This is a genomic window from Sphingomonas sp. CARO-RG-8B-R24-01, assembly GCF_022662295.1.
In the GTDB taxonomy this organism is placed as follows: Bacteria; Pseudomonadota; Alphaproteobacteria; order Sphingomonadales; family Sphingomonadaceae; genus Sphingomonas.
In genome coordinates, this window is sequence record NZ_JAKNQI010000002.1 from 68514 (window position 1) to 81463 (window position 12950).

Annotated in this window: 12 protein-coding genes; 1 reads left to right on the forward strand and 11 read right to left on the reverse strand. The window is 64.9% G+C overall.

The genetic code is table 11. The annotated features are described in order from the left end of the window. Window positions 1-75: 75 nt before the first annotated feature. Genes L8G49_RS05000 through L8G49_RS05025 form a run of 6 tightly spaced genes read right to left on the reverse strand, consistent with a single transcriptional unit; the run spans window position 76 to window position 6648 of the window. Entirely contained in the window at window positions 76-1257 is a 1182-nt protein-coding gene (locus L8G49_RS05000) for a glycosyltransferase family 2 protein (RefSeq protein ID WP_242139338.1), read from the reverse strand. Further along, on the reverse strand, window positions 1257-2450 hold the full coding sequence (locus L8G49_RS21085; RefSeq protein WP_242182932.1) for a glycosyltransferase: 1194 nt from the start codon (window positions 2448-2450) through the stop codon (window positions 1257-1259). The genes L8G49_RS05000 and L8G49_RS21085 overlap by 1 nt, the downstream gene beginning before the upstream one ends. A 40-nt stretch (window positions 2451-2490) precedes the next feature. After that, window positions 2491-3288 (reverse strand): CpsD/CapB family tyrosine-protein kinase, encoded by a 798-nt coding sequence (locus L8G49_RS05010; protein ID WP_242139340.1) that lies wholly within the window; start codon window positions 3286-3288, stop codon window positions 2491-2493. 35 nt (window positions 3289-3323) lie between these two features. After that, a complete protein-coding gene (locus tag L8G49_RS05015; RefSeq protein WP_242139341.1) occupies window positions 3324-4760 on the reverse strand; it encodes a Wzz/FepE/Etk N-terminal domain-containing protein in 1437 nt (478 codons plus the stop codon). After that, window positions 4757-6040, reverse strand: a complete 1284-nt coding sequence (locus tag L8G49_RS05020) for a hypothetical protein (RefSeq protein WP_242182933.1) — start codon at window positions 6038-6040, stop codon at window positions 4757-4759. Before L8G49_RS05020 ends, L8G49_RS05015 begins: the two co-directional genes overlap by 4 nt. Continuing rightward, window positions 6037-6648: a polysaccharide biosynthesis/export family protein gene (locus tag L8G49_RS05025; RefSeq protein ID WP_242139343.1), complete on the reverse strand. Its 612-nt coding sequence runs from the start codon at window positions 6646-6648 to the stop codon at window positions 6037-6039. Before L8G49_RS05025 ends, L8G49_RS05020 begins: the two co-directional genes overlap by 4 nt. Window positions 6649-6852: 204 nt before the next feature. Between L8G49_RS05025 and L8G49_RS05030 the strand changes: the two genes are divergently transcribed. After that, window positions 6853-8334, forward strand: a complete 1482-nt coding sequence (locus L8G49_RS05030) for a tetratricopeptide repeat protein (RefSeq protein ID WP_242182935.1) — start codon at window positions 6853-6855, stop codon at window positions 8332-8334. Window positions 8335-8362: 28 nt separating this feature from the next. Here L8G49_RS05030 and L8G49_RS05035 read toward each other — a convergent pair whose 3' ends face one another. From L8G49_RS05035 to L8G49_RS05055, 5 genes are all read right to left on the reverse strand, one after another. Then, window positions 8363-9220 (reverse strand): peptidyl-prolyl cis-trans isomerase, encoded by an 858-nt coding sequence (locus L8G49_RS05035; protein ID WP_242182938.1) that lies wholly within the window; start codon window positions 9218-9220, stop codon window positions 8363-8365. 49 nt (window positions 9221-9269) lie between these two features. Then, the gene (gene epsI, locus L8G49_RS05040) at window positions 9270-9983 is read right to left on the reverse strand and encodes an exosortase-associated protein EpsI, V-type (RefSeq protein WP_242139346.1); all 714 of its coding nucleotides are present in this window, start codon (window positions 9981-9983) and stop codon (window positions 9270-9272) included. Beyond that, window positions 9980-10846, reverse strand: a complete 867-nt coding sequence (xrtV, locus tag L8G49_RS05045) for an exosortase V (protein ID WP_242139610.1) — start codon at window positions 10844-10846, stop codon at window positions 9980-9982. The genes epsI and xrtV overlap by 4 nt, the downstream gene beginning before the upstream one ends. A 125-nt stretch (window positions 10847-10971) precedes the next feature. Beyond that, window positions 10972-11301 carry an XrtV sorting system accessory protein gene (locus L8G49_RS05050; RefSeq protein WP_347272043.1) on the reverse strand — a complete coding sequence of 110 codons (330 nt, stop codon included), beginning with the start codon at window positions 11299-11301 and terminating at the stop codon, window positions 10972-10974. A 68-nt stretch (window positions 11302-11369) separates the two neighbouring features. Further along, on the reverse strand, window positions 11370-12701 hold the full coding sequence (locus L8G49_RS05055) for a sugar transferase (protein WP_242139348.1): 1332 nt from the start codon (window positions 12699-12701) through the stop codon (window positions 11370-11372). Window positions 12702-12950 lie beyond the last annotated feature (249 nt).

Consider the following 12950-nt stretch of genomic DNA (forward strand, 5'->3'; position numbering starts at 1 on the left):
TACCGGGGAACGAGCGGGGCAAACTGCTGAAGAAAACCTGGATCTACCGGGTAAGCGCGCTGGTGAAATCGCGAATTAGGGGTCGATCCGCTCGGTGCGCGTCCAGGCTACGCGCTGTCGTCCCGTCAGCAGCCGGGCGTACATGGCGAGCTTCCAAATCAGATAGCGCGGTAGCCGGACCGCCGCATCGCGGTGCAGATGCATCCGCCCTTCGCCCGCCCATGCGAGCAGCACGACCGTTCCCAGCATCCCGAGCAGCACGACCACAAGGATCAACGGCAGTGCCGAAACGCCGAGCAGGGCGGCGACCGCCAGCAGCAGGGTCATGACGACATTCGCGGCGAGCAGCATCGACAGCGGCGGCACGCACAAATGCACCCCCATCCAGAATCGCGACCAGTTCCCGCGGACGATCCCCGACCCGAGCAAGCCAAGCCCGTGCCGTCGCGCCATCGCAAGAAACCCGCCTTCCCAGCGCGCGCGCTGGGTGCTCGATCCGTCGTCGCTGCTGCAATCCGATCGCACGGTCGCACCGTCCTGATACTGCGCCGGATGCCCGAGCTCGATCAGTCCGATCCCGATTGCGAGATCCTCGACGACGTTGCCGGTCGCCAGGTCGAGCGCGGCATAGTCCTTCCACGGAAACGCCATCCCCGACCCCGTCAGGATCGCAGCACCGCCCAGTCGCGCGATACCGCGCTGCCGGATCCGGTTCTTGACGAAAAACGCGAAGTTGGAAATCTGGACGACCGGCGGCGCGGTCGGGGCGGGGCGGAACAGATAGGCGGCTTGCGCAGCGCGCCCGGTGGCGAGCACGGCATCGGTCAGCCGGGCGAGGCCGTCCGGATCGATCTCGCAATCGGCATCCAGCACGACGATCACGTCCGGCGGGGTGGCGCCAACGTGGTCGCGGCCATGCGCCAAAGCATAGCCCTTGCCGCGCCGCACAGGATCATGCCGCTCGACCACCTCCAGCCCGAGCGTGCGTGCCGTGTCGGCGGTGGCGTCGGTGCAATTGTCCGCAACCAGCACCACGCGGGTCGACGCCCCCTGCAACCGCACGAGCCCCGCGCCGGAGGTCGCCAGCGTCCGTTCCTCATTGTGGGCCGGTACCAGCACGACGACTCGCTTGGTACGCTTCGGCGGCGGAACGGTGCGGTCGGGCAACAGGCCAAGGCCGGTCTCGAGCAAGAAGGCCGCGTCGATCGCCGCGATCGGGGCAAGGGCCAGGCCAGCGACAAGGTCGAACGGTCCCATTACGCGGCTCCTGCGAACTGAGCCGCCAATTGCGCGCCGTTGCGCGCCGAATCATGCTGCTCCAGGACACGACCCCGGCCGATCGCCCCCATTGCGTGCAACGTGCCGGGCGTCGCGTCGAGCGCTTGCTCCATCGCCGTGACCAATGCGTCGATCGATCCGGCCGGGATCAACCAGCCGCAGGTCGAGTCGACCAGTTCGGGAGTCCCGGCAATCGCGCTGGCGATCACTGGCGTGCGCAACGCGAGCGCTTCCATGATCACGACAGGCAGACCCTCCGCGAAACTCGGCAGGACCATCGCGCGGGACGTCAGCAGGATCTCGCGGACGCGGCCGGCATCGACGAAGCCGGTGATCGTCACCGTCTCGGACAAGCCGCGGCGCTGGATCAGCGCTTCGATTTCGTCCCGCATCTCGCCATCGCCGACCAGCACCAGCCGGAACGTCCGGCCTTGCGCCTTTAACCGCGCGGCCGCTTCGAGCAACAGCGGCAGACCCTTTTGCGCGCTCAGCCGTGCGACCGCGCACAAAATAGGCGGGCTGCGATCCGCCTGTGGCGGTTCTTCCGTGAAAAGCTGGTCCACGCCGCAGCGCACGACCGAAATCTTGTGCCAGTCAGCCGGGCTGCTCCAGCGCATCAACTGGCTGCGGCCATAGGAACTGATCGCCATTACCTGTTGAGCGTCGGCGATCTTGCCGGACAGGTCGAGCCCGCGGGGAGAGTCGAATTCATCGGGGCCGTGGACGGTGAAGCTGTAGGGCAGGCCGGTCAGATGATGGACCAGTCGCGCGACGGCCGCGGGATTGGTCCCGAAATGGGCGTGCACATGTTGTGCGCCGTCCAGCCGGCGTGCCAGCCAGCATGCTTCGGCCAGATAGGCTAGGTGTTTCCACCCGCGTTTCGGATCGTCGGCAATTGCCCGTCCGACCAACCGCGCCGCGCGCAGGAACCGTGACGGATTGGCCGCGGCGACCCGCACCGTATCCAGCGCGAGGGGGGCGAACCCGTTGGCCAGCACGACCCGCGTCAGGTCGAGCTCGGCGCGATCCTGCGCATCCGGCAGGGCACCGGGCGCGGCGCGGATCGAAAAGCGCAGCACGAAACTGCCCGCTTCCTCGACCGCGGCGATTTCGCGCCGGATAAAGCTGTGGCTGACCGCCGGATATTTGTTGACCAGATAGGCTATGCGCACGGCGTTCCCCCGTTACCGAGTCCGTGATCAGCCGGTGCGATCAGGAATAATAGGCGTCGTAATAGCGCTGCGTGCCGTATCCGAAACCATAATCGTCACCACCGATGCCGCCCTTGTAGCGGTTCAGGACGGTTCCCATGCACGGCGCCGGACGCAGGATTTCAAGGGTATCCTTAACCTGGCGCGCGGTAGTCTTGCCCTCTTCGACGATCATCAGATACGCATCGATCTCGCGCAGGACGATTGCCGCATCGTCGTTGGCGAAGGCGGGCGGAAGGTCGCAGATGCAGATCACGTCGTCGGGCAGCTTGCGCATCGCCTGGACCAGCGTGCGCAGACGCTCGCCTGCCAGCAATTCGGCCGAACTGTGATCGGTCGGGAACGACGGGAATACCGTCAGTCCGGTGCCGGTAATCTCGCGCGACGCAGCGTCCAGCGAATCGACTTCGCCGGCGAGGAAGGTGTTGATGCCAACGCCTTCGGGAATTTCGAAGATCTCCGCGATCGAGCCGCGGCGCAGATCGAGATCGAACAACAGGGTATGCGTGCCGGGAATGCGCGACAGCGATGCCGCGAGGTTCGCTGCCATGAACGACTTGCCGACGCGCGGCGTGGCCGAGGTGATGCCGATCACCTTCCACTGGTTCGCCTGCATGATCTTGACGATCTGCGAGCGCAACAGGTTGAACGGGCGCGAGCGACGATCGCGGCTGTTGAAGCCGAACACGCCACGCCGCGGCGAATCGAACCGGTCGAGCGGTTCGGCGATGCTGTCGGGTGACAGCACCAGATCCGGCGCTGGCGCGTCGTTGATCGAGGTGTTCCAGGAACTTGGCATTGGGATACCTTAGGTCGATAGAGGTAAGGCGCTGGTTAAGCTGCGGCCTTGGGGGAACCCGAGCGGCGACGAGCCTTCTTCTTCGAAATCACCGGAATCACGGCAAGCGGTGGCACGCCGGTCAGGCGGGTCAGCGTGGCCACGCTGCGGATCGGCCGCGCGATCAGTTCGATCAGCAACGCGAGCGCAACCCCGACGGCAAGGCCGCCGAAGATCCCGCCGAGGATCAGCATCGGGCGGTTCGGCTGGGTCGGCGTGTCGGGCGTGACCGGCGGATCGATCAGCGTCAGCCGCTCACCGCGCTGCTCGTCCGAAATCTTGACCACCGAGCGCGCGTTGAGCAGGCTGGTCTGGACCCGGCCGAGATTGGCACGAAGCACGTCGGCGCGGGACTGCAACTGCGCGACCTGCTGCGCGATCACCGGGCCGCGGGCCTGCGCCGCCGCCATGGTGGCGGCGCGACCGCGCTCCGCCGACTTGGCGTTGCGCAACTGGCCGATGGCGGCGTTGTTGGCAGCGATCTGGCGCTGGACGACCGACGAGACGCTGTTGGTCTGGAAGGCGGCCGCGGTCGTCTTGGCCGCGGCGAGGCGGCTCTCGGCGAGCTTCACGTCGGGATGATCGTCGGAATATTGCGCACGTGCAGCGGCAAGCTGTGCCTCGGCGGCAATGACGTTGGGATCCCGGCCGACCGCAGGCTTGCCGGTCTGCGCCTGCAGATCGGCATTCTGGCGCTCGAGCGTGGCGATCTGGCCGTCATAGTCGCCACCGCCGGTCATCACCGTCATGCCCATGTTCGACGCGGCGAGCGCCGCACCGTTCTGGCCCGTGATGCGGTTGATCTGGGTCTCGATCGCATTGACCTGTGCCTGCAGATTGGCTTCCTGGTCCTCCAGGAAGCGCGCGTTGGTCTGCGCCTGTGCCTGGGTTTCCGAAGCGTCGAGCTTGAGCAGTCGGTCGACGAAGGTCTGTGCCACCAGCTGCGCCTGGGGGGCGCTTGGATAGTCGAAGGTCAGCGCGAATGCGATCGACCCGGCATTGCCGCCGCCGCGCGCGATATCGGCATCGACCGCGGCGATGTTGGTCGCGTTGCGCATACGGTCGACCAGCTTCGACAACGGCTCGCGCCGTGCCGATGCGTCGTACAGATTGTTCGCCTGGATCAGCCCGACTAGATCGGGGCGGCTGAGGATCTGCTGGCGGATCTTCGCCATGCGACGGTCGATGACCGTGTCGCCGGGGCCCGACGCGGTCGTGTCGGTCGGCAGGTTCTGCGACTCGACCAGCAGCGTTGCGCTGGACCGGTAGGACCGTGGCAACAGGAACGCAGCCGCGATTCCGGCGATGCTCAGGATCACGAACGGAATGATGATCAGCCAGCGCCGCTCCCACAGGATGACCGGGAGGGTTCCGATGAAGTTCGAAGAGGCATCCGATTCCTGGTTCTGGACCAGGTCGAGTTCGTCATTCATCGAATATCCCCGAGGCGATACGCCACGCCGATTTGTCCGCCAAAGTCACTCGGGCGGTTGAGATTGGCGCCGAAGATCTGGCGATAGTTGGCCGAGGCGATCAGCCGCAGCCGCTGCCGGATCTGGCGGTCATAGCCGACCGTCGTACGCAGATATTCGTTGCCGATGCCGAAGCCGACCGGGTTGACCGTTCCGTTCAGCCCGCCGGGGGTGCTGTTCCGGCTATAGTCCGCCGAGGCATTGATATTGCTGTGTTCGGTCAGGCGATAGGAGTAGCTGCCCCCCGCCGAGGTCGAGACCTGCGTACCGGCGATCCCGGTCGGCAGGACCGCGCGATTGGCGCTCAGGCAATAGACGACGCGGATGCCGCGACGGCAAAGCGACAGGTTGCCCGACAGCGACGTCTGGTTCCCACCGACCTGACGGTTGACGAACGAGATGCCGAGCGCGCCGTTGACCGTCCAATATTCGTTGATGCGCCCGGTCGTGGTCGCCTGGATCGAATAGACGTTAGTGTTGGCGCCCGGGGTCACATAATCGTACCGCGAAACCGATCCCTGCAGGCCGGCCTGGATATTGGCGGTGACCTGCCGGCTATAGCCGATCGTGCCGCCGTAGCCGGTGTAATCGCCGGTCGGGTTCAAGGGGCTGCTGGTCGCCCCCGTTTGCGAATAGCGCGAATTAACGATGAAGGCGCTGGCCGTCACGACGTCACGGGCGGACAAGGTCGCCGAAACGTCACCGCCGCCGTTGATGGTCCGACGACGCGCGCCGATGCCGAACAGCGCGATATCGGTTCCCGTCGTGATCGGCGTGGAACTGATCGGGCTCACCCCGACGGTACCGGTACCGACACCCGTTGCCGCTCCGGACCCGATCGGATTAACCGTCACGAACCGGTTCGCCAGGTCGTTGGTCGATCCCACCAGCGAGCTGTCGATCCCGGCGTTCAAGTGCGCCTGGACGTGTTCGGCCGGAATGAAGCTGTAGTCGACGCCGCCCGAATAGTTGTCGGATCGGGTATACCGGCTGAAATACTGCTGGACGTTCGCATCGGCGTTGATCGTCAGCGTGCTGTTCTGGCGGAGAATGCGCAGCTGTGGGCGGATGTCGACCTGCACGAACCCAGCGCCCGTATTGGACCCCGTGGTCGCGAACGGATTGTTGGAATAGCCGAGCGTGCTCGACACATCCGCGCTCAATCGTTTTTCGCTCGTCTGCGCAAAGGCGGGAACTGCCATCGTGACCGCGCACAGCGCGACATAACGGGCCGCCTTCACGGTACGATCACCGTGTCGCCGCTTTCCAGCTGCGGCAGGCCAGCAAGATCACGCCCGCTTGGGTTGCCCTTGAGAATGTCGGTCAGGCGAACCTTGATGACATTCAGGCCGGTTCCCGATTTGCGCAGGATCGCGACATTGCCGACGTCGGCGAAATCTGCCGGGCCGCCCGCCATGACGAGGGCCTCGAGCACGTTGACGTACCGACCGGCGGTGAACGCCCCGGCCGTCTTGACCTTCCCTGCGACGCTGAACTGCAGGCCGACCGGCGCCTTGACCGACACCGTAACTTGCGGAACGGCGTCCCGATATTGCGAGCGAAGGCCCTTCGACACGAGCGCTTCGATATCACTCGGCAGCTTGTTCAGCGCATCGACCTGACCAACCAGCGGGAAGGAGAAGGTGCCGTCCGGAAGGACCTTGACCTCGCGCTGGAGGCGCTCCTCGCCCCACACGTAGATTTCCAGCTCATCGCCGGGGTTGATGCGATACGCGCGCAACTGTGCCGGGGCGTTCGACGCGGATTGCGCCACGACCGGTGTCGCAAGCGCCAGAAGACCCATCGCCGCACAGCACCGCGCAGCCCGTACCGACAATACCATAGTCATTTCCCTGTTACTCGGTTTTGCGGTTCCTAGCGCATCTGCCGTATCGGATGCTAGGTTAAAGCATCCTTCACGGCGCCCTATATCTGAGGATCGGCGATGCTATAGGCGTTCCAGCGATCCCAGATGAAGACATTGACAAGGCATGTCGCCGCCCGGCACGGTCCGTCCGTCTCATCCTATCGCGTCATCGGATTGCGTGACCCAATGAAATCTTCGTTCGTCCGGTTGGCAGCGGCATTGGCCGCGTCGGTTCTCGTGGTGGGCGGGGCAGGGGGCTGCGCATCGAAAGACGAGCGCGCCGCCGCCGCCGCCGCCAAGGCGGATGCGTTCCTGCAGCAGGGTGATCTTCAGCGCGCGCGGCAGAATATCCAGACCGCCATCGGCTTCCGCGACGACGTCAGCGACTATTGGCTCACGCTTGCGCGCGTTGCGATGGCGATGAAGGACCCGACGAAGGCGTTCGAAGCCTATGAAAACGTCTACCAGCTCGATCGTGGCAATCTCGAAGCGCTGCGCCAATTGTGCCAGCTCGGGCTGAACGTCCGCCAACCGGACAAGGTCGACCGCTATGCGGACCAGTTGCTGGTGATCAATCCGAACGATTCGCTGCCGCTGACGATGAAGGGTGGCGCCGCGCTGCAACGCGGGGATTCGAAGAACGCCCTGGTGTTCGCAGAGCGGGTGCTTGCGGCCAATGCCACGGACATCGGCGCGTTGATCCTGAAAGGCCAGGCCCTGGCCTATCGCGGCGACAATGCCGCTGCCGCGAAGTTGATCGAGGAATCGCTGGTGCCTGGAAGCGATCCGACCTCGCGCCTCGTTTTCCTGCGCGACCTGTATCAGCGAAGCGCCAACAGCGATGGATATCAGCGGACGCTCGCTCGCCTTGCGGAGCGTAATCCGACGGATTCGCGCATGCAGCTCGATTTCGCCGACTGGCTGTACCAGACCGGGCAACCGGACCGCGCGTTCACGATCGTCCGTGCGGTATTCCGGCAACACCCCAAGGACATCGCGATTGCATCGACCATTCTCGAAATGTGGCTGGACGAAGGGCGGGACGCGCTGACCGCGCAGCAGATCCTGCTCGGCGGTTCGGATGCCGCGCTGGAGACGAAGGCGACATTCGCGCAATTTGCCAACGAGACGGGCCAGCCCGATCTGGCGCTGCAGGTCTTGGGAACGGATCTGCCCGGAACGGCGCCGGATCCCGGCAATTCGAATGCCAAGGCGACCTACGCCTTTGCGGTCGGGCTGAAGGGGCGCGCGCAGGATGCGCTGTCGCGGACGCAACAGATCCTCGACACGGACCCTTCGCAGCCCCGCGCGCTGCTGACCCGCGCCCGGCTCCGCGCCGCAACCCGCAATTTCGAGGGCGCGCTTTCCGACGGGCGCCAGCTGGTCAGCGACGACGTCGCCAATATCACCGCGCGACTGGCGCTGACCGACATTCTGCTGGCGCAGAATCAGCCGGCGCTGGCGGAAAGCAATATGCGCGAGGCGTTACGCGTCTCACCGGATTCGAGCCGCGCCGCCGCGCGACTGGCCACGATGCTGATTGCAAGTGGACGTCGGGACGAGGCTGGAACGGTGTTGCGCGACATGGTTCGCGCATCGCAGATCAGCCCGCGCGCGCAGGCGGTCCTCGCAAGCTTTCATCTTTCGAACGATCCGTTGACGCGCTGACCCGTGGGTCAGCGCGTCCCCCCGAGGATCAGGGCGCGGTTGCCGGCGCGACCGGCGTAGGCGTCTTGGGTGGCGAGAAGCCCGGCTGATACGTGATCTTGGCGCTCGCGCGCGCCGCCTCGAGCTGCTTCTGCATCGCATTGCCGAGTGCCTGGCGACGCAGCAACTCGAGCGCTGCCGGGCGTGCCTGGGCTTCGGGCGTCGGCGCTGGCGTGGTCGCGGTGATCACGCTGGCGATGATGCGACCCTTGTCGGGCGCGACGAACGGCTCGCCCGCGGGGAGCGCGGCGATCTTTGCGGCGATCGGAGGGGGCAGCATCGCGGTGTCGAGCGTGCTCGTCCCGCGCGTGAACTGGATCCCGGCTGCGGACAGCGTGGCTGCGACCGCCTCGAGCGAATGGGCTGGCTCGAGCTGACGGAGCACGGTCTGATCGCTCGGCTGCGCGAAGGAGATCTGGTCGAGCGCGTAGCGCTTGCGTCCGCTGAACAGCGTCGGGTTGTCCGCGATGAACTTGTCAACCGCAGCAGCATCGGGGAGCGAAACGCTCTTGGCGGCCTTGGTCGTCAACAGATTGATGATCAGCGCGTCTTCGCCACGGCGCAGCTGGTCCAGATAGCTGGGCGACTTGTCGAGCCCGTCCGCCTTGGCCTTTTGCACCAGCAGCTTGCGGTCGACGATCTGCTGCACGACCTGCGCCATGATCGCCTTCTTGTCGGCTGTCGGCGGAATGTTGGCCCCTTGCAGCTCGGCGTTGACCTCCTGCTGCGTGACTTCCTCGCCGTTGACGACCGCGACGACCTGGCCGCCGACCTTCTTCTCGCAGCCCGCAACGAGCAGGAGCAACGCACTCGCGCCCGTCATCAGCATGGTTTTCTTGCTCGTCATTTTCTTACCCCTTTGGTGAATCATCGCGTCGGTGGTGGAAGGTCCGGCGTCAGGCCGGACCGATGAGGACGGACTTCATTTGCGGCCCTACCGCGCCGAACAGTGCCTTGGCGAACGCATCCAGGCTGGGCCGCGCGTCGGCCTGGCCAAGCGTGGAGATGCGGACCAAAACCCCGTCCGGGATCAGGCCGCGCAGGTTTTCCTCGACCACTGCAAGCTTCTGTTCGGACCATTTGCGCGGGAACAGGTGTCCCAGGCGGGTCCAGTAGATCATCTGTTCGGTGCGCAACTCGGTTTCCGCGACGATGTAGCGCGACGGCACGTCGACCTTCGGCGCCAGCTGGACGCTGCGATCCTCGACGGTGGACAGGTGGAACCCGCTCGCCGGATAGCAGACTTCGGGGCGATGAACCTGGATCGTCCCGTCCTGCGACCCCGAATAGGCGATCAGCAGCATCATCGAGCTGCCGTCGCTGTGACTGTAGACCCGCGTCAGGAGCTGGCTGTAGATCCGGTCGCGCAGCTGGTCCGCCGGGGGCAGCACCAGGCCGCTGCTCGCCTGGAAGCGCCAGCCACCGAACGCATGCGGCACCAGCGCGTCCAGCTTGCTCGTTCCCAGCGTGCGGATCACCGTGCGCGGCGTGAAGGCATAGGCTGCGCCCGCCGCGGCGAGGAGCGTCGCGCCGACCAACAGCTGGCGACGCGACGCGCCCGGGCCACTGAGGGGGCTCGACGCGCGGGGGGTAACGATGGCGTCGGTCATAGAGTCTGTCCTGTCGGGGCCCAGCGTTGACGCAGTGGCGTGAAGACCCAGTCGATCACGAAAATGCCGAGGAGCGCGGTCACGAACATCGTCATGCCCGCGAGTTCGTGGAAGAATCCCTGACCGGCCGCTTCGCCGAAGTGATAGGTGATCAGCAGCAGCATCAGAACGCGGACGAGGTTGGCGAGCACGGCGATCGGGATGATGCACGCCACCAGCAACAGCATGTACCGCCAGTTCGAGCTATGCCGCAAATAGGTGTAGAACAGACCAAGCGCGGTCAGGCTGATCAGGGAGTTCAGGCCAGCGCAGGCTGCGGCGACCAGCATTTCGTACTGGCCGATCTGGATCGTGACGCCCGATCCCGCGACCGGGTACCCCAGCACGTGCAGGATATCGACCGACCACTGCGAAATCGCGATCTTGAGCGGTTGCGTGATCGCCGCGAACAGCGTGTCGGGCGGCGGAAACACGAACAGCAGATAGACGAGCGGGAACCATACCGCGCGTACCGCCGCGCCGCCGCACAGCGCGTAGAACACGACGACAAGGCTCAGGTACATCACGATCGACTCGATTTCGATGATCGACGTGATACGCGCGAGGGCGAACAGGATGACCAGCGGGATCATCAGCCCGAAGCTCAGCACTGCCGACCCCGGGCGCGCGACCGCCGCGATTCGGTGCCGCTCGCGCGCAATCAACCACAGCCCGGTCGCGAGGACCAATGGTCCGTGCGCGCCCTGTTCCGTCCCCCAGCTCTCGCGGGCGACGTCCAGCATCGTTGGGATCAGAAACGCCAGCGTCGCGACGATCAGGAACACCAGCGCCGGCGTCCACTGACGCGGACGGGTCACGGCCATTCCAGGGGGAGACATCGTGGTCAACATTGCACGGTACCTTGACGCGAACGGGATAAAAGAAACCGAATTCAGTCGGTTAGGTCATGGCGTTGGGAATCATCGGCGGGGTCGGGGCGACCGTGCCGTCATGTGTGCTGCAACGGCTTGAGGACGAACCAGATATACGCGACGATCGCGACGATCGCGACGATCGCCACCGCGTGCTGATCGTGATTCCCGAGATAGTTGGCGACTGCGCATCCAATCGCGGGGGGCGCGTACTGGATCATGCGGTCGCTTGGGGTCTCGGCAGTTGAGCGCTGCAAAAACAGGATGATCAATCCTGCGAAGATTGCGAGCGTGAGCCAATCATAAAGCGTTTCCAAGTTTTTCCCTCCCGATCTTCGCGCTTGCCCGCGCGAAGAGGACGTATGCCGAATTCGGCTAGCTACGCTGCTTGCGGTAAATAGCCTCATAACCGCGATGAATACATCGGCAATTTTTTGAGCCGGTGATTGCGCAAACGAGCCGGCGATGCGCCCCGTCAATAGGCCTTGTCATGGACGATGACCCGGAACGTCGCCAGCAGGATCGCGATGTCGCGCCCCAGCGACCAGTCGTTGAGATATTCGAGATCGGCCTGCAGTCGCTTGACGAGATCATCGCGCTCCCGCGTTTCGCCGCGCAACCCGCGGACCTGGGCGAGCCCGGTGATGCCCGGCTTTAGCGCGTGGCGATGCCAATAGCGCTGGTCGACTTCCCAGAAGCGTTCCTTGCCGGCAAGCGATCCGAGCGCGTGCGGACGGGGACCCACCAGGCTCATTTCGCCGAGCAGGACATTGAACAGCTGAGGCAGCTCGTCGATGCTGACCGCGCGGATCAGCGCCCCCACCCGGGTGACGCGCCGATCGTTGCGGGTGGTCGAGCGGTTGCCCTCCGCGTCGCAATGTTCGACGTGCATCGAGCGAAACTTGAAGACGGAGAACAGCCGGTTCGAGCGACCCAGCCGCTGCTGGCGGAACAGCACCGGTCCCTTGCTGTCCAGCTTGATCGCCATCGCAACCGTCAGCAACAGCGGCGACAGGGCGATGATCGCGGGCACGGTGACGGCCAGATCCATCGCGCGCTTGATCGCGCGACTCCGCACGTCGAGCGGTCCCGAGGCGACCTGCATGACGCTCTGGCCTTCGTAGCGCATAATCCGGTTGGCGCCCGCCTCGTCGAACTCGGGAGCCAGGACGAAACCCTGGACATCGGTCCCCTTGAGCAACAGCGACCACGCCGCGCGATCCTCGACGGCACAGCACACCAGCACGAAATCCGCGCCGCTTACGGCCGTGCCCAGCCGATCGAGCATGTTGGGGTCACGCAGATTGGGGCGCAGCCCGTAAGCCGCCGCATCGATCACCCAGGCGTCGCCAAGCGGTGGCAATTCGCAATTGTCGAGGATGATCAACTCCGTACGGAGGACCGAGCCGAGCGTCCGCTTGACGAGAGCGTTGAAGCCATAGCGTCCCACCGCCACCAACGCGATCGCCGCAGCCGCGCCGGTGCCGAACACCAGCCGCGAAAACTCGAGCGATGCGCGCGAGAAGAAGGCGACGAACAGCACCGCGGCCATCGCAAAGGTGAGCGCCCCGATCGCCTTGGCCAGCCCGCGCTTCCAATTGACCAGCACCTGATAGCCAAAGGCGTTGCCGTTGATCGCGACGAGCAGATAGATCGGCGTGATCAGCAAAGCCAGCCGCAGGCCGTTGGCACCGAACGTCATTTCGGGACGCAGCAGCCCGGCGGCGAGGAACGCCAGCAGGATCGCGACCGCGTCGAACAGCGCCAGCAGCGCATACAGCTGGAACCGGCGCCCCTGCTTCGACATTGGCTTCGCCCCGGCATGCAGGCGTTGAAATTCTGTTTCGCCGTCTGCTTTTTGCAGCATGTCTAAGGCAGACTCCGGTGCAAGCATGGCGTGGTCGGTACGAGAGTCTGCGCGAACTGCTTGTTTTCGCGCAGATTCTTCAGCGCCACGCACAGCTTTTGAGGCATGCGGGCTCTTCGAATAATCGGTCAATCTGGTAACTTCAACAGCGATCTTGCGGCCCTACGGGTTGTTCATTCCAGCAAATTC